Source organism: Streptomyces dioscori (assembly GCF_003024195.1).
Taxonomy (GTDB): Bacteria; Actinomycetota; Actinomycetes; order Streptomycetales; family Streptomycetaceae; genus Streptomyces; species Streptomyces dioscori.
In genome coordinates this window covers 198,578-224,105 of record NZ_KZ679055.1, presented here as the reverse complement: position 1 = coordinate 224,105, position 25,528 = coordinate 198,578, and the positions used below count along the sequence as shown (strand labels likewise).

The 25,528-nt window shown below is 72.3% G+C and carries 24 protein-coding genes; 17 read left to right on the top strand and 7 right to left on the bottom strand.

Features of this window, described 5'->3' with window-relative positions:
• Positions 1-125 precede the first annotated feature (125 nt).
• Positions 126-824, bottom strand: coding sequence for a hypothetical protein (locus C6Y14_RS36545; protein WP_107021189.1), 699 nt, complete (start codon positions 822-824; stop codon positions 126-128).
• Positions 825-1,058: 234 nt separating this feature from the next.
• Here C6Y14_RS36545 and aroH point away from each other — a divergent pair, with 234 nt between their 5' ends.
• The 11 genes from aroH to der all read left to right on the top strand — a co-directional run bounded on the left by aroH (position 1,059) and on the right by der (position 11,179).
• Positions 1,059-1,421: a chorismate mutase gene (gene aroH / locus C6Y14_RS36540; RefSeq protein ID WP_107021188.1), complete on the top strand. Its 363-nt coding sequence runs from the start codon at positions 1,059-1,061 to the stop codon at positions 1,419-1,421.
• Positions 1,418-2,503 (top strand): prephenate dehydrogenase, encoded by a 1,086-nt coding sequence (locus tag C6Y14_RS36535; protein ID WP_107021187.1) that lies wholly within the window; start codon positions 1,418-1,420, stop codon positions 2,501-2,503. The genes aroH and C6Y14_RS36535 overlap by 4 nt, the downstream gene beginning before the upstream one ends.
• A 222-nt stretch (positions 2,504-2,725) precedes the next feature.
• Positions 2,726-3,730: a serine/threonine-protein kinase gene (locus tag C6Y14_RS36530; protein ID WP_199854988.1), complete on the top strand. Its 1,005-nt coding sequence runs from the start codon at positions 2,726-2,728 to the stop codon at positions 3,728-3,730.
• Entirely contained in the window at positions 3,717-4,175 is a 459-nt protein-coding gene (locus C6Y14_RS36525; protein WP_107021185.1) for a hypothetical protein, read from the top strand. Before C6Y14_RS36530 ends, C6Y14_RS36525 begins: the two co-directional genes overlap by 14 nt.
• A gap of 190 nt (positions 4,176-4,365) precedes the next feature.
• On the top strand, positions 4,366-4,857 hold the full coding sequence (locus C6Y14_RS36520; protein ID WP_159074384.1) for a hypothetical protein: 492 nt from the start codon (positions 4,366-4,368) through the stop codon (positions 4,855-4,857).
• A gap of 39 nt (positions 4,858-4,896) precedes the next feature.
• Positions 4,897-5,661, top strand: coding sequence for a vWA domain-containing protein (locus C6Y14_RS36515; RefSeq protein WP_107021183.1), 765 nt, complete (start codon positions 4,897-4,899; stop codon positions 5,659-5,661).
• A 175-nt stretch (positions 5,662-5,836) separates the two neighbouring features.
• Positions 5,837-6,613, top strand: coding sequence for a PP2C family serine/threonine-protein phosphatase (locus C6Y14_RS36510; protein ID WP_225891456.1), 777 nt, complete (start codon positions 5,837-5,839; stop codon positions 6,611-6,613).
• 109 nt (positions 6,614-6,722) lie between these two features.
• Positions 6,723-8,021 (top strand): hypothetical protein, encoded by a 1,299-nt coding sequence (locus C6Y14_RS36505; protein ID WP_107021229.1) that lies wholly within the window; start codon positions 6,723-6,725, stop codon positions 8,019-8,021.
• Positions 8,022-8,276: 255 nt separating this feature from the next.
• Positions 8,277-8,972 carry a (d)CMP kinase gene (gene cmk / locus C6Y14_RS36495; protein ID WP_107021181.1) on the top strand — a complete coding sequence of 232 codons (696 nt, stop codon included), beginning with the start codon at positions 8,277-8,279 and terminating at the stop codon, positions 8,970-8,972.
• On the top strand, positions 8,930-9,628 hold the full coding sequence (locus C6Y14_RS36490; protein ID WP_107021180.1) for a lysophospholipid acyltransferase family protein: 699 nt from the start codon (positions 8,930-8,932) through the stop codon (positions 9,626-9,628). Before cmk ends, C6Y14_RS36490 begins: the two co-directional genes overlap by 43 nt.
• Positions 9,629-9,709: 81 nt before the next feature.
• Positions 9,710-11,179, top strand: a complete 1,470-nt coding sequence (gene der / locus C6Y14_RS36485; RefSeq protein WP_107021179.1) for a ribosome biogenesis GTPase Der — start codon at positions 9,710-9,712, stop codon at positions 11,177-11,179.
• A 93-nt stretch (positions 11,180-11,272) separates the two neighbouring features.
• Here the strand turns inward: der and C6Y14_RS36480 are convergent, their stop codons facing one another.
• Together C6Y14_RS36480 and C6Y14_RS36475 are read right to left on the bottom strand one after the other, a co-directional pair.
• Positions 11,273-11,767: a hypothetical protein gene (locus tag C6Y14_RS36480; RefSeq protein ID WP_107021178.1), complete on the bottom strand. Its 495-nt coding sequence runs from the start codon at positions 11,765-11,767 to the stop codon at positions 11,273-11,275.
• Between the two features lie 160 nt (positions 11,768-11,927).
• Positions 11,928-12,704 (bottom strand): hypothetical protein, encoded by a 777-nt coding sequence (locus C6Y14_RS36475; RefSeq protein ID WP_107021177.1) that lies wholly within the window; start codon positions 12,702-12,704, stop codon positions 11,928-11,930.
• 562 nt (positions 12,705-13,266) lie between these two features.
• On the opposite strand from C6Y14_RS36475, the gene C6Y14_RS36470 reads away from it, so the two are divergent.
• Entirely contained in the window at positions 13,267-13,902 is a 636-nt protein-coding gene (locus tag C6Y14_RS36470) for a LysM peptidoglycan-binding domain-containing protein (protein WP_107021176.1), read from the top strand.
• Between the two features lie 232 nt (positions 13,903-14,134).
• Positions 14,135-14,962 (top strand): LysM peptidoglycan-binding domain-containing protein, encoded by an 828-nt coding sequence (locus C6Y14_RS36465; RefSeq protein ID WP_107021175.1) that lies wholly within the window; start codon positions 14,135-14,137, stop codon positions 14,960-14,962.
• Here C6Y14_RS36465 and C6Y14_RS36460 read toward each other — a convergent pair.
• The 3 genes from C6Y14_RS36460 to C6Y14_RS36450 are packed head-to-tail and all read right to left on the bottom strand — an operon-like array spanning position 14,862 to position 19,251.
• Entirely contained in the window at positions 14,862-15,584 is a 723-nt protein-coding gene (locus C6Y14_RS36460; RefSeq protein WP_107021174.1) for an ATP-binding cassette domain-containing protein, read from the bottom strand. The two genes, C6Y14_RS36465 and C6Y14_RS36460, sit on opposite strands and share 101 nt — an antisense overlap.
• Positions 15,581-18,664: a branched-chain amino acid ABC transporter permease/ATP-binding protein gene (locus C6Y14_RS36455; protein ID WP_107021173.1), complete on the bottom strand. Its 3,084-nt coding sequence runs from the start codon at positions 18,662-18,664 to the stop codon at positions 15,581-15,583. Before C6Y14_RS36455 ends, C6Y14_RS36460 begins: the two co-directional genes overlap by 4 nt.
• Before the next feature lie 26 nt (positions 18,665-18,690).
• Positions 18,691-19,251: a hypothetical protein gene (locus tag C6Y14_RS36450; protein WP_107021172.1), complete on the bottom strand. Its 561-nt coding sequence runs from the start codon at positions 19,249-19,251 to the stop codon at positions 18,691-18,693.
• Between the two features lie 141 nt (positions 19,252-19,392).
• Here C6Y14_RS36450 and C6Y14_RS36445 point away from each other — a divergent pair, with 141 nt between their 5' ends.
• The 4 genes from C6Y14_RS36445 (at position 19,393) to C6Y14_RS36430 (ending at position 23,462) form a co-directional block, all read left to right on the top strand.
• Positions 19,393-19,932 (top strand): hypothetical protein, encoded by a 540-nt coding sequence (locus C6Y14_RS36445; RefSeq protein ID WP_107021171.1) that lies wholly within the window; start codon positions 19,393-19,395, stop codon positions 19,930-19,932.
• Positions 19,907-21,205: an ABC transporter substrate-binding protein gene (locus C6Y14_RS36440; RefSeq protein WP_107021170.1), complete on the top strand. Its 1,299-nt coding sequence runs from the start codon at positions 19,907-19,909 to the stop codon at positions 21,203-21,205. The genes C6Y14_RS36445 and C6Y14_RS36440 overlap by 26 nt, the downstream gene beginning before the upstream one ends.
• Positions 21,206-21,348: 143 nt before the next feature.
• Entirely contained in the window at positions 21,349-22,617 is a 1,269-nt protein-coding gene (locus C6Y14_RS36435) for a glycosyltransferase family 4 protein (RefSeq protein WP_107021169.1), read from the top strand.
• The gene (locus C6Y14_RS36430) at positions 22,614-23,462 is read left to right on the top strand and encodes a hypothetical protein (RefSeq protein WP_107021168.1); all 849 of its coding nucleotides are present in this window, start codon (positions 22,614-22,616) and stop codon (positions 23,460-23,462) included. The genes C6Y14_RS36435 and C6Y14_RS36430 overlap by 4 nt, the downstream gene beginning before the upstream one ends.
• Positions 23,463-23,529: 67 nt before the next feature.
• On the opposite strand, the gene ctaD is transcribed toward C6Y14_RS36430, so the two are convergent.
• Complete coding sequence (gene ctaD, locus C6Y14_RS36425) at positions 23,530-25,260, bottom strand: aa3-type cytochrome oxidase subunit I (RefSeq protein WP_107021167.1); 1,731 nt, start codon at positions 25,258-25,260, stop codon at positions 23,530-23,532.
• Positions 25,261-25,528 lie beyond the last annotated feature (268 nt).

Genomic DNA, 25,528 nt, shown 5'->3' with positions numbered 1-25,528 from the left:
TCACGCGATCTCGCGGTCATGGGGCGGAGCGGAGGTGGCACGAAGAGCGAAGGTCGGAACGGCGGGCGAAGAGCGATGGGTGATGGGTGATGGGCGGAGCCCGGGGATCAAGGGGCTCTACGGGATCAAGGGGTCACGGGGCGGGCGGTGAGCTGCTCACCGTCGACCGTCACGGTGCCGGTCTCCGGGTCGATACGGGGCGCGGGGCTCACCTTGCCGTCCCGCTTGAGGATGCCGACCTGGCTGTCGTCCTGCAGCAGGATCCAGCCGCCGTCGATCTCGGTGTCGGCCACGGTGTCGGTGGCGCGGTACAGCGCGTTGGGCTTCAGGGACTTGTCGGCCGTGAAGCCGTACTCCCGCCGGCCCATGTCGACCGTGCCGGTGATCCGCTTGCCCGCCAGTTTGCCGGTGAGGACCTGGTTCTTGTTCTTCTGGTTCGTCAGGCGCATGCTGCCGTCGGGCTCGACGTCGCCCTTGAGCCACGACTCCTGGTCCCGGCCGTCGCAGAAGTACGCGACCGCCTTGCCGTCGCGCAGCGTCACCGCGACCGCGGAGGAGTCGTCGTCGGTGCGGCCCGCGTAGTCGGCGTCCGGCGCGGTGGACCTGGGCTTCGACTTGGACGGGCTGGGCGACGGTGACGGCGACCGCTTGCCCGGCGTGACCGTGGCCGTCGCCACGGGTGCCGGGCTCGCCGACACGGCGTCGGCCGCCGAGTCGCTCCCGGTCGTCGTGCTGCGCGTCCCTGTCGTCGCGTTGAGCGACAGCATGAACAGGGCGAGCAGCAGTCCCGCGAGGAGCGTGAAAAGTGGTCCGGAACGCTTCATCGAGCCTCCCCCGAGGCGTGGCGCGGACAGCCTCACCATGCAAGCGGACCGTGGCTCCCGCGTCCAGAGGCGCACAGGCGCCACTTGGCGGAGATTGGGAGAGCGAGAAGCGAGAGAGGGGCGGCCGTCTCGGCAGACGGGCGCCGCGTATCGGGCCGTCGAGGGCTGACTAGGCTGGATGCGGTAGAGCCGATCCGTATATGCACGATCCGTATTTGAACGAGGAGCATCACCGTGGCGGTACGAGCGGTCCGGGGCGCCGTCCAGCTGGAGCGGGACGAAGCCGGTCACATGGACGAGCAGGTCAGCGAGCTGCTCACCGCCATCCTGGAGCGGAACGGGCTGACCGCCGACGAGCTGATCAGCATCTGGTTCACGGCGACACCCGACCTGCACAGCGACTTCCCGGCGGCCGCGGCGCGCAAGCTCGGCATCGTCGACGTGCCGCTGATCTGCGCGCAGGAGCTGGACATCGAAGGGGCCATGCCCCGGGTCGTACGGGTCCTCGCGCACATCGAGTCCGACCTGCCGCGCGCCGAGATCGCGCATGTCTACCTGGGCTCCGCGGGCGCGCTGCGCAAGGACATCGCCCAGTGAGAACCGCACTCGTCATCGGCACCGGCCTCATCGGGACGTCGGCCGCGCTGGCCCTGACCGGGCGGGGCGTCGTCGTGCACCTCGCCGACCACGACCCGGGGCAGGCCCGTACCGCGGCGGCGCTCGGCGCCGGCACGGACGAGGAGCCCACGGGCCCCGTCGACCTCGCGATCATCGCGGCGCCGCCGGCTCATGTGGCCGGAGCGCTCGCCGACGCGATGCGGGGCGGGGTCGCGCGCGCCTACCTCGACGTGGCCAGCGTCAAGGGCGGGCCGCGCCGCGAGCTGGAGGCGCTGGGCCTCGACCTGTCCGCGTACATCGGGTCGCACCCCATGTCGGGCCGGGAGAAGTCGGGCCCGCTGGCCGCCACGGCCGACCTCTTCGAGGGGCGGCCCTGGGTGCTGACGCCGACCCGGGACACCGACACCGAGGTGCTCAACCTCGCGCTGGAGCTGGTCTCGTTCTGCCGGGCCGTCCCGGTGGTGATGGACGCCGACGCGCACGACCGGGCGGTCGCGCTCGTCTCGCACATGCCCCATCTGGTGTCCAGCATGGTCGCCGCACGGCTGGAGAACGCCGAGGACGCCGCCGTACGCCTGTGCGGGCAGGGCATCCGTGACGTGACCCGGATCGCCGCGTCCGACCCGCGGATGTGGATCGACATCCTGTCCGCGAATCCTGGCCCGGTCGCCGACCTCCTCGCGGACGTCTCCGCCGACCTGGACGAGACCGTGCAGGCGCTGCGCGCCCTCCAGTCCTCCGACGAGGCCAAGCGCCGCGCCGGCACCACCGGCATCGAGGACGTCCTGCGCCGGGGCAACGCCGGCCAGATCCGCGTCCCCGGCAAGCACGGCACGGCTCCCGCCACGTACGAGAGCGTCGTCGTCCTCATCGACGACCAGCCGGGCCAGCTGGCCCGCATCTTCGCCGACGCGGGCCGCGCGGGCGTCAACATCGAGGATGTCCGGATCGAGCACGCCACCGGTCAGCAGGTGGGTCTGATCGAGCTGTCGGTGCAGCCGTCCGCGGCGGCGGTGCTGACCGCGGCGCTGCGGGAGCGGGGCTGGGCGGTTCGGCAGTAGGGCCGGGTGTCCGGTGTCGGCGGGGCGGTCCGGCAGCAGGGGCGCGGCGTGGGCGGAGTGTGCGTGGTTCGGCCGTAGATGTGGGTCGACGGGGCTTCGCGGCGGGGAGGTTCGGGGCACACTCGGTATCGCTGCGTTTTTCTACGTAACTCCTCATGTAACTCCTCATGTAACTCCTCTCCGTGTATCTCCGTGTTTCTCCTCGCGAAGGAGGTGGGCCGTGTGCGGACGCCGGTCAGCGATCCCCTGCGGGTGGGGGCCTATCGCATCGTGGGGCGGCTCGGATCGGGCGGCATGGGGTGGGTGTATCTCGCCCGGTCGCCCGGCGGGCGGGCCGTCGCCGTCAAGGTGGTGCGGCCGGAGTACGCGGCCGACCCGGAGTTCCGGCAGCGGTTCGCGCGGGAGGTGACGGCCGCCCGGGCCGTCGGCGGCGCCTTCACCGCGGCCGTCGTCGACGCGGACCCCGAGGGTGATCCGCCCTGGCTGGCCACCGTCTACGTACCCGGCCCGGCCCTCTCGGAGGCCGTCCGCGCCGCTGGCCCCTTCACCGAGACGCAGGTACGCGTCCTGGGCGCGGGCCTGGTCGAGGCGCTCCAGGCCATCCACGCGGGCCAGGTCGTGCACAGGGACCTCAAGCCCGCCAACGTCCTGCTGGCCGCCGACGGACCCCGCGTCATCGACTTCGGCATCTCCCTGCTGTCCGGAGCGCCCAAGCTCACCCGGCCCGGCATCGCCATGGGCACCCCGCACTACATGTCGCCCGAGCAGCTGATGGCCCGGCCGGTCGGCCCGCCGAGCGACGTCTTCTCGCTGGCCGGCGTGCTCGTCTACGCGGCGGCCGGCCACCCGCCCTTCGGGGACGCCGCCGATGTGATCTACCGGGTCGTCGACGGCTCACCCGACCTGGACGACGTACCGGACGCCCTGCGTGCCACCCTCACCCGCTGCTTCGCTCGGCAGCCCGGGGAGCGGCCCGGCCTCGACGCCCTGCTGGGCGAGTTCCTCACCGGGGTGGGGGACGCCGCGGACTGGCCGCCGCCCGCCGTCGCCGAGGCCGTCCGGGACCGCGTCAAGGACCTGGCCGCCCGGGTCGAGGCGGGACCGGACCGGGACCGCGGCCTCACCCCGAGCGTCCCCTCCTGCCTGCTGCTGCACGCGCAGGCACTGCTCGACGCCGGGCTGACCGGCAGCATGGTCAGGGAGGCGGCCCGCCGTGGCGCACGCTGACGCCGCCTTCGGCCCCCTCCCCGAAGTGGGCACCCACTGGCGCCGACTGGTCGAGAACTGGGCCGGCCGCAGCCGGGCAGGACCGGCCGTCTCGGATTCCACTTCCGTCACTCTGGAATTCGCCGTTCCCGAAACGGGCGGCGTGGTCACCATTCGTTTCATGACCACCAGGAAACTGCTCGTCGCCTTCATGACGGACGGTCATGTCCTACGGGAGGACCAGCTGGCTCCGGCCGCCGCCGCGGCGAATGCGTGGAATACCGAACAGCTGATCCCCATGCTCTCCGTCTGGGACGTCCGCGGCCCCCGTCCCTGCCTCGCCGGAGTCTGCGTCCTGCCGCTCACCAGCCGTATGACGCCGTACGACTTCGAGCAGCTGGCCAGTGACTGGGCGGAACACGCGCGACATATGTTCACCAGGTGCCAGGAGGTGTTCCGCCTCTAGAAAAAGGGCTTCGTAAGACGGCCACGAAATGTCCCGACGGCTATCCGGCAGGCCGATATTCGCCTCTAATATGCGATGTGCTTTCCCGCTCCCGAACGGGATGTCAAACGAGGTGCCGGACGGGGTGCCGAGCGGCGTACCGAGCGGGGTGGCAGACGGGGGTGTCATGGGTCGCACCATCATGCTGTCGATGTCTTCCGACGTGGCCGCCGTGCATTCCGTGACCGCCGCGGCCGGCGAGAAGCGCACGCTGATCTGGCTCGCCGTCGGCGCGGCCACCGCCCTCGCCCTCCTGCTCGCCCTGGTCGTCCTCGCCGTCCACCGCACCCGCGTGAGCCCCGCCGCGGACGGACCCGACCCCGCCCGGGGCCCCCGCCACCGCGGCACGCCCCGGCCCCTGCCCCTCCCCCGCAGGCGCCGGCGCCGGGACCGCGAAGCCGAGGTGCCGCGCCGGACGGCCACCGTGCGCACCGGACTGCACCCGCAGGGGTACGTCGAGCTGGACCACTGCCTCCACCGGGCCGAGTGGACCGACTCCGGCACCCCGCCGCCCGCGCCCGGCGCCCCGGTCGACGTGACGGACCCCGCGCGGGCGGATCCCGAGGGGGCCTCCGGACCCGCGGACGTCCTGCTCGCCGTCCCGTGCCAGCACCGGCCGCCGACCACGGACGAGCACGACTGACCGCCCGAACCGCCCGACCCACTGCCCCGCGGAGAGACCATGCGCAACGAACGGCAGCCCCGGACGCTCCCGGCGTCGTACGCGGACATCGAGTTCGAGAACAACGCACAGCGCCTTCCGCTGGTGCTCTGCCTCGACACCTCCAGCTCCATGACGGGCCCGCCCATCCAGACCCTCAACGACGCGCTGCGCTCCTGGACCCGCGAACTCCACGACGACGTGAGCCTCAGCTACAGCGTCGAGGTCGCCGTCGTCACCTTCGGCGGACAGGGCGTGTGCGCCTGGAGAGGGGCGCAGCCGCTGCCCCCGCAAGTCCCCGTGAGCCCCTTCGTGCCGGCACACGCGTTCCAGGCCCCGGTCCTGGGCGCCGCCGGGGTCACCCTGCTCACCGAGGCCCTCGAACTGGCCGTACGGATCGTCGCCGACCGCAAGGCCGAGCTGCGCGCGGGCGGACTGCAGTACTACCGCCCGCAGATCTGCCTGGTCACGGACGGCCTGCCCACCGACGGCACCGGCCGCTGGACCAACGCCTGGCAGCGCCTCGTACCGACGCTCACGGACGACCAGCTCGCCAGGAAGTACCGCCTGTACGCGATCGGGGTCGGCGACATCTCCGACATGGGCGAGCAGGTGCTCAAGGCCCTCGCGCCCGCCTTCAACGCACGGCTGCACGGCTTCCCGTTCCGTGAACTGCTCCAGATGATGTCGGCCAGCGCCAACGCCGAGCAGCGCGGCGCCGGGGACGAGGTCTTCGAGAAGATCTTCGCCCAGTTCAGGACGCAGCGGCCGGCCTGGGAGGCATGAACGGGATGGCAGCCACGAGAGGAACGGCAGCCATGAGAGGGATGCCGGCCGGCGGAGGAACGGCAGCCGTGAGAGGGATGGCAGCCGTGAGGGGCATGGGAGGCATGCGGGGGACAGGAGGCATGCGCGGGGTGGGCGACCGGAGCGGGGTGACGGCGTGAATGGGGCGTGGCGGGTGCACGGGCTGAGTGTCGAGGGGTACCGGCACCGGCGGAGCGGGGCGCCGTGCCAGGACGCCTGGGGGCATGCCGACGCGGATGACGCCACCGTGCTGGCGGTCGCGGACGGGGCGGGCAGCCGCAGCCGGTCCGACGAGGGGGCCCGGCTGGCGGTCGAGCTGGCCACCGAGCACTTCGCCCGCCGGGCCGACCGGCGCTGCCCGCCCGGCGAGGCCGTCCACACCCTGCTGACCGAGACCTTCCGCGAGGTCTGCGAGGAGTTCCTGCACCGCACCGGGGGAGAGGCGTACGACTTCGCCACCACCCTCACGGTGGTGGTCCTCACTCCCGCCTGGCTCGGCCACCTCTCGGTCGGCGACGGCTTCGTCGTCCTGCGGGCGGGCCGCACCGGTGACGGGGAGCGGCAGTTCCATCTGCTGCCGCGGCCCGCCGCCGTCAGTGAGTACAGCAACGAGACCGTCTTCCTCACCTCGCCCGGGGCCGAGGACAGGGTGAGCACCGCCTGTGTACTCGACGAGGGCGTCGACGGGGTGCTCCTGTCCACCGACGGGCTCGCCCAGGCCGCGCTCGGCGGCCGGCCGCCGGTACCGAACGCCTCCTTCACCTCGGCCGTCCTGCGGTCCCTGGACACCCCGGGCGACGACCCCGAGGGGGACGAGGACGACCTGGCGGCGCTGCTGCGCTCCGACCGGCTGACCGCCCTCAACGCCGACGACAAGACACTGCTCCGGGCGGTCAGAACGGGCAGCACCGGCAGGGCGGTGAGCGCATGAGCCGGGGCGGCGGTCCGGATCCCGGTCGTCGGGGCGCCGGTCGTCGGGGCGTCGGCCGCCGGGATTCCAGCGGTACGGACTCCGGCCCGTGGGTGACGGGGCCCGGCTCGTGACGGCCCCGACAGGGCAGCGTGTCCTCCTCGACGGACGGCGGGTGACGCTCGGCCCGCAACCGCTCAAGGGAGGCGGACAGGCTGCCGTCTACCCCGTCGCCGACCACCGGCAGATCGTGGTCAAGCTCTACCGCGAGCCGCCCGGCGCGGAACAGGAGCGCCGCCTGGAACGCATGCTGACCCTGACCCCGCTCGGCGGCCGCCCCATCGGCCCCGGCCAGCCGCCGGAACTGGCCTGGCCCACGGCGGTGGCCCGGGGCGCCGGGGGAGAGTTCCTCGGCTACGCGATGCGCCGGTTCGGCGAGCCGGGGCACGTCCAGCTCGTCGGCCTCTTCACCCGCGCCCAGCGACTGCGGCTGTTCCCGGAGCGCACCGACTGGCGGTTCATGCTCGGCGTCGGCTGGAACCTCGCCTTCATGACCGCCCGGATGCATTACGAAGGTCTGGTCGTCGGCGACTTCTCCAGCAACAACGTGGTGGTCGACGCCAACGGCTTCGTCACCTTCCTCGACTGCGACTCCATCGCCTTCACCGACCCGGCGACGCACGAGGAGTTCCCCTGTCTGATGCAGACCGCCGACTACGCCGCCCCGGAACGGCTGGCGGGCGGCCCCGCCACCCGGCAGAGCGACGACTTCGCCCTCGCTGTGCTGATCTACCAGCTCCTGACCGCCGGGAACCACCCCTTCGGAGGCGTGCCGCGCGACAGCGAGTCCGAGACGACGGTCAAGGACAACATCGCGGCCAGCCGCTCCTACGTCGCCGCACCCGGCTGTGTGATCGTCCCGCGCGGTGTCGTCGACCCGACGATCCTGCCGCCCGCACTGCTCGCCCTCGCCCGCCGCGCCTTCGGCCCCGGTGTCACCCACCCGGCCGCCCGGCCCCAGGCACAGGACTGGCTGCGCGCCCTCGACGAGGAACGCCGCCTGGCCCGGGTCTGCCCCGACCGGCCGCGGCACAGCCACGGCTCCCATCTGACCACCTGCCCCTGGTGCGCGCGGGCCGCGGTCACGGGGCACGACGTGTTCAACGACACCTCACCGACCGGGCCGAATCCGTCGGCCGCCTCCGCCGCGTCGAGGCAGACGAAACAGATGCACCTGATGCAGCCGGTGCAGCCGGTGCACCCGACGCAGCAGAAGCGGCGGCAGCGGCGGCGGGAACAGGCCGGGCCGCCGTCGCGGCAGGCACCGACCTGGCTGCCGGACACCGGACGGCCTCTCGCCCTGGGGCTGACCATCCTGGTGGCGGTCCTGGTCCTGGTGATCGTCGTGAACCTGGCGCAGGGACACTGACGAAGGCGGTCACGGAATCGGCGACGGAGGTGGCGACGAAGGTGACGAGGGACACGGCGACGGAGGTGACGAGGGACGCGGCGAGGGACGCGGTGACGGTGGCGGCAGCGGAGGTGGCGGCGGAGGTGGCGGCGGGGGCGCGGGCCGGGGCGCCGCGGGGTCCGTAAGCCGGGGCCCGGGGAGCCAGTAACCTTGTTCGGGGCGCGCTCGTGCCCGAACCAGCCAGTACCCCGTACCAGGAAGGTGTCCGCACCCGTGGAATCCACCGACGCCCGGACCACCCCGGCCGTGATTGTCGCCATCGACGGTCCCTCCGGCACCGGCAAGTCGAGCACCTCGAAGGCCGTCGCGGCGCAGCTCGGCCTGAGCTACCTGGACACGGGCGCCCAGTACCGGGCGATCACCTGGTGGATGGTGAACAACGGCATCGACATCGCCGACCCCGCCTCCATCGCGGACGCGGCCGGCAAGCCCGACATCGTGTCCGGTACGGACCCGGCGGCGCCCGCCATCACGGTCGACGGCACGGATGTCGCGGGCCCCATCCGCACCCAGGAGGTCACCTCGAAGGTCAGCGCGGTCAGCGCCGTCCCCGAGGTGCGCGCCCGGATCACCGAGCTGCAGCGCTCGATCGCCTCGGCGGCCGGACAGGGCATCGTCGTCGAGGGCCGGGACATCGGTACGACCGTGCTGCCCGACGCCGACCTCAAGATCTTCCTCACCGCCTCGCCGGAGGCCCGCGCCGCCCGCCGCAGCGGTGAGCTGAAGGGCGCCGACGTCGCCGCCACCCGCGAGGCGCTCATCAAACGGGACACCGCCGACTCCACCCGCAAGACCTCCCCGCTCGCGAAGGCGGACGACGCGGTCGAGGTGGACACCTCCGACCTCACGCTCCAGCAGGTCATCGAGTGCGTCGTCACCCTCGTCGAGGAGAAGCGGGCCGCGAAGTGAGCGAAGCTCCGAACGCAGCGCCGACAGCCCGGCGGGCCGACGTCGGCCGCCGTATCGGCGTCGGCCTGATGTACGGACTGTGGAAGCCGCGCGTCCTCGGGGCCTGGCGGGTTCCGGCGAGCGGTGCGGCGATCCTCGCCGTCAACCACTCCCACATGATCGACGGCCCGATGGTCATGGGGGTGGCACCCCGGCCCACGCACTTCCTGATCAAGAAAGAGGCGTTCGTCGGCCCGCTGGACCCCTTCCTGCTCGCCATCGGGCAGGTGAAGGTGGACCGCACGATCGCCGACCGCAGCGCGATCACCCGGGCGCTGGGCGTCCTGGACGACGGCGGCGTCCTCGGAATCTTCCCCGAGGGCACCCGTGGCGAGGGAGACTTCGCCTCGCTGCGCGCCGGTCTCTCCTACTTCGCGGTCCGCAGCGGGGCCCCGATCGTGCCGGTCGCCGTCCTGGGCAGCACCGAGCGGCGCGGACGGCTGATAAAGCAGCTGCCCCCGCTGCGCAGCCGGGTCGACGTCGTCTTCGGCGACCCCTTCGAGGCGGGCGACGGCAGCGGACGGCGTACGCGCAAGGCGCTCGACGAGGCGACCGTGCGCATCCAGAAGCAGCTCTCCGCGCACCTGGAAAACGCCAGGCGTCTCACCGGGCGCTGAGTAACACTTGAGTACTTGAGTAGTGGATCGTCCGATACGGGCGGTTCCACCGATCACCACGATGAACGAGGTACGGACTTCATGAACGACCAGATCCAGCCCGACGGCTCGGAGCACGAGCACGGGGCGCTTGGCGATGCCGAGTACGCGGAGTTCATGGAGCTCGCCGCGGAAGAGGGCTTCGACGCCGAGGACATCGAGGGCGCGATCGAGGCGGCGGGCCACGGCCCGCTCCCGGTCCTCGCCGTCGTCGGCCGGCCGAACGTCGGCAAGTCGACCCTGGTGAACCGCATCATCGGCCGCCGCGAGGCCGTCGTCGAGGACAAGCCGGGCGTCACCCGCGACCGCGTCACCTACGACGCCGAGTGGGCGGGCCGCCGCTTCAAGCTCGTCGACACCGGCGGCTGGGAGCAGGACGTCCTCGGCATCGACGCGTCCGTGGCCGCGCAGGCCGAGTTCGCCATCGAGGCGGCCGACGCGGTCGTCTTCGTCGTCGACGCCAAGGTCGGCGCCACCGACACCGACGAGGCCGTCGTGCGGCTGCTGCGCAAGGCGGGCAAGCCCGTCGTGCTGTGCGCCAACAAGGTCGACGGCCTGAGCGGCGAGGCTGACGCCTCGTACCTCTGGTCGCTGGGGCTCGGCGAGCCGCACCCCGTCTCCGCGCTGCACGGCCGCGGCACCGGCGACATGCTGGACGCCGTCCTGGAGGCGCTGCCCGACGCGCCCGCGCAGACCTTCGGTATCGCGGTCGGCGGCCCCCGCCGCATCGCGCTCATCGGCCGCCCGAACGTCGGCAAGTCGTCGCTCCTGAACAAGGTGGCCGGCGAGGACCGTGTGGTCGTCAACGAGATCGCCGGCACCACCCGCGACCCGGTCGACGAGCTGATTGAGCTGGGCGGTGTCACCTGGAAGTTCGTCGACACGGCCGGTATCCGCAAGCGCGTCCACCTCCAGCAGGGCGCCGACTACTACGCCTCGCTGCGCACGGCCGCCGCCGTCGAGAAGGCCGAGGTCGCGGTCATCCTGCTGGACGCCAGCGAGAACATCAGCGTCCAGGACCAGCGCATCGTGACGATGGCCGTCGAGGCGGGCCGCGCGATCGTGCTGGCCTTCAACAAGTGGGACACCCTCGACGAGGAACGCCGCTACTACCTGGAGCGGGAGATCGACACCGAGCTGCTCCAGGTGGCGTGGGCGCCGCGGGTCAACGTCTCGGCGCGTACGGGCCGCCACATGGAGAAGCTGGTCCCGGCGATCGAGGCCGCGCTGGCGGGCTGGGAGGCGCGTGTCCCGACGGGTCGGCTGAACGCCTTCCTGGGCGAGCTGGTCGCCGCCCACCCGCACCCGATCCGGGGCGGCAAGCAGCCGCGCATCCTCTTCGGCACGCAGGCGGGCACCAAGCCGCCGCGGTTCGTGCTCTTCTCCTCGGGCTTCATCGAGCACGGCTACCGCCGGTTCGTGGAGCGCCGTCTGCGCGAGGAGTTCGGCTTCGAGGGCACGCCGATCCACATCTCGGTGCGGGTGCGCGAGAAGCGCGGCAAGAAGAAGTAACCGCCGCCGCGCGAGCGGTGTGCGTGGACGGTGGACATGGGAGAGGGCCCCTGCGTGAAGCAGGGGCCCTCTCCCGTTCGTGTTCGGCTCGCGTCAGCGTTCTCTGCGCGGGCCGGGCGGCAGCGCCGCCGGTGTCAGGCCCGTGGCGTGCTGCCGTGCCACCGGCTGCCACACGGAGGTGACCGTCTGGCTCTGGTGCGTGGCCGCGTACCCCGTCTGGTGCTGCCCGGCGACCTGCCGCATGCCGTACACGGTCGGCGTGTACGCGCCTGAGCCGTACGAGCCGCTGCTGAGCAGGCCGGCGCTGTGCAGTCCCGATCCGGGCAGGCCGGAGGCGTGCAGGCCTGATCCGGGCAGGCCCGATCCGTGCGACCCCTGTCCGTGCGGGCTGATCCCGAAAGCCGTGAAGCCCAGCTCCTCCTCGCCGATGCGGTCACCCGGCAGGGCCCGGAAGGTCCTGAGGTACTCCGCGTAGAGCGCGTCGTAGATCGGGGTGGCCGAAGAGCCGCCCGTGGCGTCCCGGGCCGGGCGCATGGCCGGGATCGGTGACGAGTAGGGCGGGCGGCGGGGGGTGTCGTAGGTGTACACGTACGTGCCAACGACCCCGCCGCCCTTCGGATGCGGCCGACGGCCCGCTTTCGCAGGTCACAGCGCTGTCGATCGAATGCAGGACGGCTGCAGGACGGCTGCAGGACGGCTACGGGGCGGATGCGGGACGGGCGCAGGTCCGGTGCCGGTCCGGTGCCGGTCAGGTGCCGGCGAGGGGCATCGCGCTCGCCACCAGTCGGCCGCCCACCGCGGCCTTGTCGAGGGCGTCGCGCAGCAGGTCCTCGCGGGGCTGCCGGCCGATGGAGCCGACCGGGGCCGCGAACAGCAGCACCTGCTGGTGCTTGTTGGCGGCCGCCCGCCAGCTGTCGGTGACCTGGAGCGGCTGATGGGCCTGCCACCAGGCGACGGGCGAGCCGCCGCTGCTGCTGGGCTGCAGGACCGCGTGCAGCTGGCCCATCGCGAGCAGCACGGACCAGCCGTGCAGCACCGGCGGCACCTCGGTGAGCTGACTGACCGGCATGAAGCCCTGCTCGATGAGGAGCGGCAGGAAGTCGTCGCCGCCCCCTCCCGTGGTGCCCGGCCGGGCGATGCGCCCGGTCGGTTCGACGACGAGCGCGGGGTGCAGTTCGCCGCCGAGCAGGATGAGTCCGCTGGTGACGCCGAGGACGGCCTGCTCGGGCAGGGCCTCGGAGGGGCGCTCGTCCCCGGTGATGGACCGGACGGCGCCCTGCAGCTGCTCCTCGGTCACCTGGACGACCTGCGAGGGCAGGCAGGTGGCGTGGGCGAACGCGAGTACGGCCGTCTCGTCGCCGATGAACAGGACGGTGCTGGTGCGCTCCTGTTCGGAGTCGCCCTGGGTGCGGCAGGACGTGCAGTCGTAACTGCCCGGGGCGTTCTCTCCGGCGAGCAGCCGGTCGGCTTCTTCGTCGCCGATCTCGGCGCGTACGTCGTCGCTGACGTCGAGCATGCGCGGCACGGGGGGCTCCTCGGGTGCGGTGCGTGTTGTGGCCGGGGGCTCCCGGTCCGTGAACCGGAGGGGTTCCCGGCTCATGAAGAAGACAACGGAGGATCTGTGGCGGGGGTCACGCCCCAGAGCGAACGGAATCGAACCATCCTGCGCACACGGTGAACCCGGCGGCGGAATCCGTCACTCCACGCCAACTCCCTTGATCAGCGCGGAAGTTGACCCGGTGACGTGAGTCACAGATCACCGGGCTCAATGGTCGACAAATCAGGAAATCCACGAATGAAGTGGGTGGCTCAAAATCGATGATACCTACGGTAACGGTGAACTGGCCTGGAATGACGAGGAGTTGGTTGATACCGGACCTCTTTCCTCTCTACATTGCTCCGCCGTGTGCAGCGAGCACCGCTCGGGTACGTCCGCCGCCCGCACCACACGCACCACCTGCATCATTCGCACCACCCGCAGTACTCCGCACCACCTCCGGCGGACGGGGCGGGTCGGGGCGACCGCGCCGAGACGCGGCGGTCCCGTACCGCCTCGGGGGACCCCGGGTCCTTCGAGAGGGAAATACATGTCCGAATGTGCCGACAACACCCGTAAGGCTCGTACGACCGCGGTTCTCGCCGGGGCGGCTCTGCTCGCCCCACTCGGACTGCTCGCCGCGAACGGCAACGCCGTCGCGGCGGACGGTGGGGTGTGGGACCGCATCGCCCAGTGCGAGAGCGGCGGCAACTGGCACATCAACACCGGGAACGGTTACTACGGAGGGCTCCAGTTCTCCGCCGGTTCCTGGCGCGCGTACGGCGGTACGGCCTACGCGTCCACGGCCGACAAGGCGTCCAAGGCGCAGCAGATCGCTGTCGCTACGAAGCTGCAGCGTGCGCAGGGGTGGGGCGCGTGGCCGACCTGCGCGGCGCGCGCGGGGGCGTCGGGGAACGCTCCGGCGGGGGCCGCGTCGGGTGCGACCGGCAAGGCCGCGCCGTCAAAGCCCTCCAAGTCGTCCAAGTCGGCGAAGGCGCCGGAGCGGTCGGTGGGGCACACCGGGCGTGGCTCGGCCCGTGGTGGCTACACCGTTCGGAGTGGTGACACGTTGAGCGGTATCGCGGCGCGGCATGGGACGACGTGGCAGCGCGTGTATGCGGCCAACAGGGCCGTCATCGGTGGGGATCCCGATGTCATCGTGCCTGGACAGCGGCTGAGGGTCTGACGGTCTGAGGATCTGCGTTCGGCTGCGGGTCCGGTGGGGGCGGGCCGCGCAGTTCCCCGCGCCCCCAAAGGCAAAAGCAGGGGCGCAGCCCCGCTTTTGAGGGGCGCGGGGAACTGCGCGCTCAGCCCCCACCGGCCCGCAGGCAAGAACGCACGCGGCCGACCGGGTGGGCCCCCTGCAACCGCCCGCGCGGCTCGTGGAAGGGCGCCGCACCCCCACCTAGCGTGGCCCGATGTCGATCAAGCGCATGCGGTACGCGGCTGTCGTCGCCGCGGTTCTGGCCCTGCCGGCCCCCGCGGAGGCGGCGGCACCACCGACCCCGGCGTCCGGCCCCGCGACGGCGGACCGGGCGCCGTACGCCTGTGCGAAGGACCGCTGGCCGTGGGGCTGCGTTGCGAAGTGCGAGAGCTCCGGCCGCTGGAACGCGAACACCGGGAACGGCTTCTACGGAGGGCTGCAGTTCTGGCAGCCCACCTGGCGGACGTTCGGCGGCCTCGCCTACGCGCGGCGGGCCGACCTGGCCACGCGCGACGAACAGATCAGGGTCGCCGAGGAAGTACTGCGCGTGCAGGGCTGGAAGGCCTGGCCCGTCTGCTCCAAGAGGTACGGGCTCACGGGCCGCGCGCATGTGGTGAGGCGGGGGGAGAGTCTCTCCTCGATTGCCCGGGCCTACCGCGTCAAGGGCGGGTGGAAGGCGCTCTACAAGCTCAACCGGCAGCTGGTCGGGGCGCGTCCGGACCGCCTGAACATCGGCACGATGCTGCGGCTTCCGAAGGGGGCGGGCCCGGGACGGCGGCTCACTTCCCAGACCGGCGGAGGGGGTGAGCCGGCGCCCGCCGCGAGCCGCCCGAGCACACCGACTCCGCTGATCCCCTCGACCCGGCCGACCCGGCCGACCCAGCCGGTCCAGCCGACTCAGCCGGTCCTCCCTGTCCCCCCGGCCGTCCCCTCCGCGCCGGTCACGTCGGCCTCGCCGGTCCTGACGGACCCGACGCCGCAGACCTCCCCGTCCCCGTCCCCGTTCCCGTCGCTGTCACCCTCTCTGTCGCCTCGCCGCTGAACACGACCGCGCCGCGCCGGAGTTCGTACACGAGGTTCGGGGCGGCGCACAGGCCGGGCGGCAGGCGCTGTTCGGCCACGACCACGCAGGCGTCGAGGCCGCGCAGCAGCTCGTACGTGCGGGCCGCGACCGTCGGGGACATGCCCTGTGCGGGCTCGTCGACGAGGACCACGCGCGCGCGTGCCAGCAGGGCGCGGGAGAGGGCGAGCATGCGCTGCTCGCCGCCGGAGAGCGTGCCCGCTCTTCGGGGCAGCAGGGCGTCGAGCCGTGGGTAGGCGTCGAGGGCGGGCGAGAAGGGGCGTCCCGAGGCGGCCAGTTCGAGGTTCTCGCGAACCGTGAGCGAGGCGAACACCGCACGGCGGTCAGGGACGAGGCACAGGCCGCGGCGGGCCCGTTCGTACGCGCGCAGACGTGTGACGTCGGCGCCGTCCCAGACCACGGCGCCGTGGGACAGGGGCAGGGTGCCGGCCAGGGCGCGGAGCGCGGTCGTACGGCCGGAGCCGTTGCGGCCGAGCAGGACGGTGACGCCGGGCGCGGGCGCGTGGAGGGTGACGCCGTGCAGGGCCTCCAGTGGGCCGTAGCGCACGCGCGCGTGGCGCAGCGAGATCCCGGCCGCGCTCATCCGCCGGACCTGCCTGCCCCGTCGTCGTACTCGTCCAGCCCTTCGAGTACGTGGTCGGCGGGGCCGGAGGCGACGACGCGGCCCGCGGTCATGACGTGCACGGTGTCGGCGAGTCCGGCGACCAGGTCGAGATCGTGCTCGACGACGAGCAGGGCCGTTCCGTCGGCGGCGAGCGCGCGCAGCACGCGGGCCAGTGCCGTCACTTCGCCCGTGTCGAGACCGGCCGCGGGTTCGTCGAGCAGCAGGACGCGTGGGCTTGCGGCGAGGGCGCGGGCGAGTTCGACGCGTCGCAGGGTCCCGGTGGGCAGGTCCGCGGCGGGCAGCGTCCGTACGGTTCCGTCGAGCCCGAGCAGCCGCAGGGCCCGTTCCGCCGCTCCGGTGTCCGTGACCCGCCCCTGCTCGGCGCCCACTTGGACGTTCTCGGCCACGGTCAGGGTCGGGAAGACGGCCAGTTGCTGGAACGTGCGGGCGATGCCGAGCCGTGTCCGTGCGTGGGCGGGCAGCCGGGTGATGTCCCGTTCCCCGAGCGCGACGCGGCCCGACACCGGCCGGACGGTTCCGGCGAGGCAGTGGAACAGCGTGCTCTTCCCGGCCCCGTTGGGCCCGACGACCGCGGTGATCCGGCCGGGCGGCAGATCGAGGTCGACCCCGTCCAGCGCGGTGAACCCGTCGTACGCGACGCGCAGGGCCCGGGCCCGCAGTACGGGAGGGCCGGGTGCCGAGCGGCCACCCGGAGGGCGGAGGGGCCTCACCCCAGCCCCCGCGGCGCCACCGGGGCCGCCCGCGCCGCCCGCGCCCGCAGCGGCCGCGCACGGGCCAGGGCCACGGTCGGACCCGGCCCGTTCCGCCGCGCCGGACGGCCACCGCGTACCGGAGCCGTCGGCGTCGGACCCGGCCGGTGGCACCGGCCGTCGTACCAGCGGCTGTTCGACGGCGCGAAAGCGCAGCGTGTCAGTGGCGGCAGACGTCCCCGGCACGGGCCTCTCCACCGGAGGTGTCCCCACCGTGGGCCTCTCTACAACCGGCCTCCCCACCGCCGGCCTCCCCTCCGGGCGCGTCCCCTCCGGGAGCGTCGCCGCGGCAGGCCTCCCCGGCGGGGGCGATCCCTCCCTGGGCGATCCCTTTCCGGGCGTTCCCGCCCAGGGTGCTTCCGCCGTGGGCGTGCCGGCCGAGCGTGACTCGGCCGTGGCGTCCCGCGAACCCCGCGACGTGCCCGCGTTCCGTAGCCGCGCTCGGACCGTTCGTCGCGCCCCCGCCCCCAGCGGGGTCAATGTCACTTCGCGGTGCAGGCGCAGGCCTGATGCAGCTGAGCGCAGGGCCTCGTACGGGCCGCCGGGGAAGCGGCCGATCAGGACCGCCAGGATGCCTGTCGCCGCCGCTGCCACGCCGCCGCGCGTGCCCGCGTCCAGGCCGACCAGGAGGGCCGCCGCGAGCAGGGCACCCAGGACGCTGTCGGCGCCGAGCACCACGATCGCGGCGAACCACAGCAGAGCGCGGACCGGGTCGTACGCCGCCGGGTCGAAGGCGCGTACGCCCATGCCGAGCATGCCGCCGCCCAGCGCGGCCAGCGCCGCGCCCGCGACGAAGGCCGTCAGTTTGAGGCGCGGGACGCGGACGCCCGCCGCCGACGCGCCCGCCTCGTGGTCCCGCATCGCGGCCAGGGCACGGCCGGTACGGCCCCGGCGGAGCGCGTGGACGGCCCACACCGCGCCCGCCAGGAGGAGGAGTTCCAGTGCGTAGTACGCGCGGTCGCCCTCGAAGGCGGCCGGGCGGCCCAGGCTCAGGCCCGAGGTGGCGTACGGCTGGGCGAGGACGAAGCGGCTGACGCCGACGCCCACCGCGAAGGTCGCCAGGGCGAGGGCCAGACCGTGGCGGCGGATGGCGGGCCAGCCCGTCAGCAGGCCCAGGGGCGCCACCAGCAGTACGGCGGCCATGAGCGCGGCCAGTTCCGGGAGTTCGGGCAGGCCCGGGAAGCGGCCCGCCGCCAGCAGTGCCGTGAAGAGGGCGCCCAGACCCGCGTACGCGGCCTGGCCGAGGGAGATCTGGCCGCCGCGGCCCGTGACCACGACCAGGGAGAGCAGGACCACGCCCAGCGCCGGTACCTGGACCGCCGTGTGCAGGTCCGTACCCGCGAAGCCCAGGGGAAGGAGGAACAGGACCGCCGCGACGATCCACGCGCCCGGCGGGGTCGGCACGCGGGCCGTCGCCGTGCGCGGGAGGGCGTCCCGGGCGCCGATCCCCGGCAGCACCAGGGCGGCGACAAGCAGGGCGACGACGAAGAGGTTCGCGCCGACCGCCTGGAGGAGGGGTTCGAGGCGGCCTCCGGGGTGCAGCCGGGTCAGCTGGCTCTGGGCGACGCCGATGCCCAGGGCCACCACCACCGCCACCGGCAGGCTCCGCATCCGGGCGGCCACCGCGACCGCCACCACCTCCATGACCAGCAGGGGCATGCCGTACGGGTCCAGGCGTACGTACGGGGCCAGCAGCACCCCCGTCAGGCCCGCGGTGAACGAGCCGAACGCCCAGCCCGCCGCGGCCACCCGGTCCGCGTCGACGCCGGTCAGCGCGGCGAGCGAACGGTCGTCGACGACGGCCCGCAGTTCGCGGCCGAAGCGGGTACGGCGGATCACCGCTCCCACGCCGGCGGCCAGCACGACTGCCACCGTCAACTGCCCCCAGGGGTCCGCGGAGACGAGCGTCGGCGCGTCCGAGCGCGCGCCCGGCCCCCATACGAGCGCCGCCCCTCCGACGAGCAGGACGAACACGCCGATGGACGCGACGAGGGTCTGCGCGGGGTCGCCGCCCAGGACGGCCAGGGGGCGGAAGACGAATCGTTCCAGCGCCGCACCGATCGCCGGAGCCACCACGAGCAGGGTGAGCGGCGCGGCGAGCGAGAGTGGCCAGTCCCACTCGACGGTGAGCCCGCGCAGCACGTAGGCGCACACCATCGCGATAGCGCCGTGCGCGAAGTTGAGCACGCCCGTCGCCCGGTGGGTGACGACCAGTCCGATCCCGGTGAGCGCGGCGGCGCTGCCCACGGAGAGCCCGGCGAGCGTGAGGTCGTACGTCAGTGACGACATCAGTGGTGACGACATCGGTGACGCCATCAGCCGGTCGCCGCCCCGGACGAGGGACCGTCCGAGGAGGCGCCGGGGGAGACATCGGGGGAGGCGCCTGGGGACTCGTCCGCGGGGTCGTCCGAGGCCGTAGGTTCGCAGATCGGGCAGGGGGCCAGGTCCCCGCCCGCGAGGACCCGCGAGTCGACCGGCAGGGCTTCCGGCTTCCCGGCGACGAGCGGGCAGTCCGCGCGGTGCCACAGCGTGCCGCCCGGCACCATCAGCAGATCCCCGCTGACCGCCACGGGCGCGGCGGCCGGCCCGTCGGCGGAGGCGGCGTCCTCGGGGCCGGCCGCCACCAGGAGCCCGTACAGCTCCTCCACACGAGTCGCCGCGAGGGCGTTCCTGCCGTGGGTGAGGAGGACCGCCGCGGCGATGATCAGGGCCGCTCCGGGCACCGTGCAGGACGCGAGGTAGGGCAGCTGCCGTTCCGCGTACCGCTCGCCGGAGATCCCGTACCAGCCGAGGACGCACAGCACCGCGCCCGTGGCGAGCGCCGCCCACCCGGCCCAGAGGACGGGACGCACATTCCGCAGTCGAGCAGTCCGCATGGGGGCTCCACATGATGTGTCCGGCCGTATGTGTGCGGCTGTCTTCCAAGTCCGCCGACGGACTTGCACTATGCCTTCTGGAAGCTGTCCCTGAAAGCTCCGGGCGCGCACGGCCCGGACCGACACCCGGTGGTGAGCCAGATGGTTCTCGGGAGTGATCTCAGGCGGGGTACGGGCCGTGGGCTGGCGGTGGCGGTGCTCCTGCTCGCCCCGGCCCTCACGGCGTGCGGCGACGACAGCGGCGGTGACGACACGGATCCGCCCTCGCCCTCCGCGGAGCGGACCTCGGAGGCCGTGCCGAGTCCGAGCGCGAGCGCGCCGGACGACCCGGCGGCGGCCGAGAAGGAGATCAAGGAGAACTGGAAGAAGTTCTTCGACCCCGCCGTCCCCACGAAGGAGAAACAGGCCGTCCTGGAGAACGGCGACGCGATGGACGCGGTCCTGAAGAGCTTCAGCGGCGACGAGCGGGGCGGACAGGTGGAGGCGACGGTCGGCAAGGTCGCCTTCACCTCGCCGACCGGCGCGGACGTCACGTACACGCTCACCCTGAAGGGCGCCACGGTCATGCCGGACGCCGCCGGGACCTCCGTCGAACAGGACGGCACCTGGAAGGTGTCGGTCAGGACGCTGTGCGGTCTGGTCACGCTGAGCGGCAATGCCTCGCCGGGGCCGGGCTGCTGAATCCGCTGTCGCGGGCCTGCTGTTCCTGCTGCTCCTGGCGGGCACGGCCTGCGGCAGCCGCCTCCCCGAGAGCGACTTCGAGAACCGGCCCGACCGCACGCCCGCCAGCACCACCGCGGAGCCGATCCGCGTGGGCATCGTCACGAGCGCCACCAGCCCGGTCGGCGGCGACGCCTTCACCGGTCCGCGCGACGGCGCGAAGGCCTGGTTCGACGCCCTGAACGCACGCGGCGGCATCGCGGGACGCAGGGTCGAGGTGCGCACGTGCGACGACGGCGGCAGCGGCGTCGGCAACAACGAGTGCGTGCACAAGCTCGTCGACGAGGACGAGGTGGTGGCCCTCGTCGCCACCACCGCCCTCGACTACGCGGGCGCCTCCCGGGTCTCCCGCGCGCGCGTGCCCGACATCGGAGGGCAGCCCATCGGCGCGGCCTACGACACCTGGCCGCACCTCTACGGGATCTACGGCAGCCTCGCGCCGAGGAACGGAGAACCCGGCTGGGACGGCGAGTTGTACGGCGGCACCGAGATCTACCGCTACTTCAAGGAGCGGCAGGGCGCGCGTACGGCGGCCGTCGTCTCGTACAACCAGCCCGCGTCGGCGGCGTACGCCCGGCTCGTCGTCCGGGGCCTGAAGGCCGAGGGGTACGAGGTCGTCACCGAGCAGGTCGACTTCGCGCTCCCCAACTTCCGGGCTGTCGCGGCCGATCTGCGGGAGCAGGGCGCCGACCTGGTCCTCGACGCCATCGACACCTACGGCAACGCCCGGCTGTGCGCGGCGATGGACGACGTCGGGGTGAAGGTCCTCGCCAAGGTCACCAACGTGCAGAACTGGACGTCCACCGTCCGCGAGGACTACAAGGACTCCCCGCGCTGCCGCAACACCCTGTGGGCGACGGGCGCGAGCCGCAACTACGAGGACACGGGCCACGAGGCCGTACGGGAGTTCCGGGACGGCACGAAGGCGCTGAAGACCCGCTCCCAGTGGCAGGTGGAGGGCTGGGCCGCCGCGATGTGGTTCACGGACGCGGCCACCTCCTGCGTGAGGACGGGCGTCACGCGCGCGTGCGTCGACCGCTACATGGCCGCGGGGAAGCCGTACACCGCGAAGGGGCTGCTGCTGCCGGTCCGGTTCGCGCACCTGCCCGAACCGCCCAGGACGCGCAGGACGTGCCTGTCGGTGGCCCGCTGGGAGGACGCCCGCGGATGGGTGAGCCAGGGAGACATGGACCACGAGTGCCACGACGTCCCGCAGCTCTCCTACAAGCCCTGATGCACGCGGGCCCCAAAAGGTTCCCCCATCTGGTTACCGATGGCGCAACTGTTCGGGAACAGAGTGATAAGCAAGCCCAACCATCGCATCCGTACCCAGGTCTAACCCTCTGGTAGCTGGACGAGCCGGAGATACGGGGACGCATGCAGATTTCCTTCCTTATACACAACGCCTACGGAATCGGTGGGACGATCCGGACGACGTACAACCTTGCGAACACCCTGGCCGAACAGCACGACGTGGAGATCGTCTCCGTCCTCCGCCACCGCGAGGAGCCGGTCTTCGCACGGAACCCGCGCGTGCGCCTGCGCCACCTCGTGGACCTGCGCAGGGGCGGCCCCGGGTACGAGGGCGACGACCCCGACTACCGGAAACCTGCCCGGGTCTTCCCGAAGGGAGAGATCCGCTACGAGCAGTACAGCGCCCTGACCGACCGCCGTATCGCCGAGCACCTCTCCACCGTCGACGCCGATGTCGTGGTCGGCACCCGCCCCGGCCTGAACGTGCACCTGGCCCGCGAGACCAGGCGCGGCCCGGCCCGCGTCGGCCAGGAGCACCTCACCCTCGACAGCCACTCCGTCGGACTGCGCACCGAACTGCGCGGCGCCTACCCGCGTCTCGACGCGGTCACCACGACCACGGAGGCGGACGCCGCCGCGTACCGCACCAAGATGCGGCTGCCCGGGGTGCACGTCGAAGCCGTGCCCAACTCGGTGCCCGCGCCCGGCATAGAGCCCGCGGACGGCAACGGCAAATGGGTCGTCGCGGCCGGCCGGCTCGCCCCGGTCAAGCGGTACGACCTGCTCATCAAGGCCTTCGACCTGGTGCGCGCCGAGCGGCCCGACTGGCGCCTGCGGATCTACGGCAGCGGGAAGCAGAAGGACAAACTGCGCCACCTCATCGACGAACTGGGCCTCTACAACCACGTACTGCTGATGGGAGCGGCCAACCCCATCGAACCGGAGTGGGCCAAGGGCTCCATCGCCGCCGTCACCTCCAGCCTCGAATCGTTCGGCATGACCATCGTCGAGGCCATGCGCTGCGGCCTGCCCGTCGTCTCCACCGACTGCCCGCACGGCCCGGGGGAGATCATCGACAACGGTGTCGACGGACGCCTCGTACAGGTCGGCAACGTCCAGGCCATCGCGGGCGGCCTGCTCGAACTCATCAACGACGACACGCTGCGCCGGCGGATGGCGGACGCGGCGCTCAAGGACTCCGAGCGCTTCGACCCGTCCCGGATCGCCGAGCGCTACGAATCGATCTTCGGCGGTCTCGTCTCACGGGGCGGCACCACGAAGATCGGCCGGGTGCGCGGCTCACTGCACCGCACCCGAGGAGCCCTGCTCGGCAGCGCGTACGCCGTGCGGGACGCCGGACTGACCGTATTCGGGAAGGAGCGTTCCGCATGATGACGCTGGCTCCGCAGACCGCGCAGACACCCACCGACGAGGACGCCGCCATGCCGCCGCGCGCCGACTGCCTCGCCGACTCCGCGGGCGGTCTCACCTTCGACATGGCCGAGACGGGCGAGAGCGGTGACACCCACCTCGTGCTGATCCACCGCGACGGCGTCCAGGAGGTCCGGCTGCCGCTCGCCCCGGCCGCCGACGGCCGGCTGCGCGCCGCGCTGCCCAGCGGCGTCGAACTGCCCGAGGGCCGCTGGGACGCCTTCGCGCAGACCGGCGACGGCGAACCGCAGCGCCTGACCCCCGGCCTCAACGACCTGCGCTCCCTCGTCGACCGGGTGCCGAGCGGCGCGCGCGGCCATGTCGCCGTCCGTATCCCGTACGCGACCAAGCACGGCAACCTCTCCGTCCGCAGCTGGCTGCGCGCCCCGCACGCGGAGGCCGGCGAACTGCACGTAGGAGAGGGCGGCCTCGGCGTCCACGGCCAGGTGTACGGGGTCGCGCTCACCCCGGACGCGTACGTCGAACTGGCCGGCCGCGAGGAGACGGAACCCGGGGCGGGGGCCGACGCGCCGAGGATCGGGGTCCAGCGGGACCAGGCGCTGTTCCGCTTCACCGTGGACTACGGCGATCTGCCCGAGGGCGTGTGGGACCTGTGGCTGCGTCCGGCGGGGGAGAGCGGGCCGCGGGTACGGATCGCGCGGCTGCTCGACGACATCGCCGACAAGAAGCCCATCTTCACGTACCCGAAGGTCACAGTGGAGACGGAGTACGGCACGGTGACGGCCGGGCCGTACTACACGGGCGACAACGACCTCTCGGTGGCCGTCACGGCGGCAGCAGGCTAGGGGGCCCGAAGGGGCGCGGGGAACTGCGCGCCCGGCCACGACGCGCCCGCGGACGGTGCGGACACGATCAGTACTGCTCGGGGCCGGCCCCCGGACGCTCCTGCCCGAAGCGGATCTGCGGGCTGTCCTCCTGGCCGGAGCGGGTCTGGGGCGGGGTGATCGCCGCGAACCGCGGGTGGTGCAGGTCGAACGCCGGCGACTCGGAACGGATCCGGGGCAGCGTGGTGAAGTTGTGCCGCGGGGGAGGGCACGAGGTCGCCCACTCCAGTGAGCGGCCGAAGCCCCAGGGGTCGTCGGAGTCGACGGGCACGCCGTACCTGGACGTCTTCCAGACGTTGTAGAGGAACGGCAGCGTCGACATGCCCAGCAGGAACGCGCCGATCGACGAGATGGTGTTGAGCGCCGTGAACCCGTCGGCCGCCAGATAGTCGGCGTAGCGGCGCGGCATGCCCTCCGCGCCCAGCCAGTGCTGCACCAGGAACGTGGTGTGGAAGCCGACGAACAGCGTCCAGAAGTGCAGCTTGCCGAGGCGTTCGTCGAGCATCTTGCCGGTGAACTTGGGCCACCAGAAGTAGAAGCCGCCGAAGGTCGCGAAGACGACGGTGCCGAACACCACGTAGTGGAAGTGCGCCACCACGAAGTACGTGTCCGTGACGTGGAAGTCCAGTGGCGGCGAGGCCAGGATCACCCCCGTCAGCCCGCCGAACAGGAACGACACCAGGAAGCCCGTCGCCCAGAGCATGGGCGTCTCGAAGGACAGCGACCCCTTCAGCATCGTGCCGGTCCAGTTGAAGAACTTCACCCCCGTGGGCACCGCGATCAGGAACGACACGAACGAGAAGAACGGCAGCAGCACCGCGCCCGTCGCGAACATGTGATGGGCCCACACGACCACCGACAGACCGGTGATGGCCATCGTGGCGCCGACCAGCGTCAGATAACCGAAGACCGGCTTCCTGCTGAAGACCGGGATGATCTCCGTGATGATCCCGAAGAACGGCAGCGCGATGATGTAGACCTCGGGATGCCCGAAGAACCAGAAGAGGTGCTGCCACAGCAGTGCCCCGCCGTTCGCCGAGGCGAAGACCTGCGAGCCGAACCTGCGGTCCGCCTCCAGGACCAGGAGCGCGGCAGCGAGCACCGGGAACGCCAGCAGGATCAGGATCGACGTGAACAGCGTGTTCCAGGTGAAGATCGGCATCCGGAACATCGTCATGCCCGGGGCGCGCATCCCGATGATCGTCGTCAGGAAGTTCACCGCGCCGAGGATCGTGCCGAAGCCGGCCAGCGCGAGACCCATGATCCACATGTCGGCGCCGATACCGGGTGACCGTTCCATGCTGTTCAGCGGCGCGTACGCGAACCAGCCGAAGTTCGCCGGGCCCTCGGGCACCAGCAGCGAGCCCAGCACGATCAGCCCGCCGAAAAGGAACAGCCAGTACGACAGCATGTTCAGCCGGGGGAAGGCCACGTCGGGCGCGCCGATCTGCAGCGGCATGATCTCGTTGGCGAAACCGGCGAAGGTCGGCGTCGCGAAGAGCAGCAGCATGATCGTGCCGTGCATCGTGAACATCTGGTTGAACGTGTTGTTGTCGATGAGCTGCGTACCGGGCCGCGCCAGCTCCGCCCGCATCAGCAGTGCCATCAGACCGCCGACCAGGAAGAAGGCGAACGACGTGATGAGGTAGAGGTGGCCGATCTTCTTGTGGTCGGTGGTCGTCAGCCAGTCCACGACCAGCCGTCCCGGCCGCCTCACCGGTACGGGCCGTAGCGCCGCCTGTGCGGTGTCCGTCCCCATCGCCGCCCCCTCGCTCGTCGCGTCCCGGGCCTCCTGAAGCACACGCCATGATGCTCGCGTGGCACCGCGCTCCGACAGGGGGCGTACGTGGGCTCTGTGCTTGAACCATGTATTTCCTGTGGCGGGCCAACTTCCTTGCGGAGCCGCGCAATCGGAAAGGAAAGGCAGGGAAAACGGTCCGGATACCCGCTTTTGGCCGTGGCATTCGGAGCCGCTTCGAAGATAGTCCCGGGCGGCGCAGAATTACGTTCGAAGGCGGGCGGAAAAC

Excerpts from the sequence above, each read along its gene's own strand:
- C6Y14_RS36545 (WP_107021189.1), bottom strand. The coding sequence starts at position 824 with ATGAAGCGTTCCGGACCACTTTTCACGCTCCTCGCGGGACTGCTGCTC.
- C6Y14_RS36520 (WP_159074384.1), top strand. The coding sequence starts at position 4,366 with ATGTCTTCCGACGTGGCCGCCGTGCATTCCGTGACCGCCGCGGCCGGC.
- C6Y14_RS36515 (WP_107021183.1), top strand. The coding sequence starts at position 4,897 with ATGCGCAACGAACGGCAGCCCCGGACGCTCCCGGCGTCGTACGCGGAC.
- der (WP_107021179.1), top strand. The coding sequence starts at position 9,710 with ATGAACGACCAGATCCAGCCCGACGGCTCGGAGCACGAGCACGGGGCG.
- C6Y14_RS36470 (WP_107021176.1), top strand. The coding sequence starts at position 13,267 with ATGTCCGAATGTGCCGACAACACCCGTAAGGCTCGTACGACCGCGGTT.
- C6Y14_RS36465 (WP_107021175.1), top strand. The coding sequence starts at position 14,135 with ATGTCGATCAAGCGCATGCGGTACGCGGCTGTCGTCGCCGCGGTTCTG.
- C6Y14_RS36460 (WP_107021174.1), bottom strand. The coding sequence starts at position 15,584 with ATGAGCGCGGCCGGGATCTCGCTGCGCCACGCGCGCGTGCGCTACGGC.
- C6Y14_RS36455 (WP_107021173.1), bottom strand. The coding sequence starts at position 18,664 with ATGTCGTCACTGACGTACGACCTCACGCTCGCCGGGCTCTCCGTGGGC.
- C6Y14_RS36450 (WP_107021172.1), bottom strand. The coding sequence starts at position 19,251 with ATGCGGACTGCTCGACTGCGGAATGTGCGTCCCGTCCTCTGGGCCGGG.
- C6Y14_RS36445 (WP_107021171.1), top strand. The coding sequence starts at position 19,393 with ATGGTTCTCGGGAGTGATCTCAGGCGGGGTACGGGCCGTGGGCTGGCG.
- C6Y14_RS36440 (WP_107021170.1), top strand. The coding sequence starts at position 19,907 with ATGCCTCGCCGGGGCCGGGCTGCTGAATCCGCTGTCGCGGGCCTGCTG.
- C6Y14_RS36435 (WP_107021169.1), top strand. The coding sequence starts at position 21,349 with ATGCAGATTTCCTTCCTTATACACAACGCCTACGGAATCGGTGGGACG.
- C6Y14_RS36430 (WP_107021168.1), top strand. The coding sequence starts at position 22,614 with ATGATGACGCTGGCTCCGCAGACCGCGCAGACACCCACCGACGAGGAC.
- ctaD (WP_107021167.1), bottom strand. The coding sequence starts at position 25,260 with ATGGGGACGGACACCGCACAGGCGGCGCTACGGCCCGTACCGGTGAGG.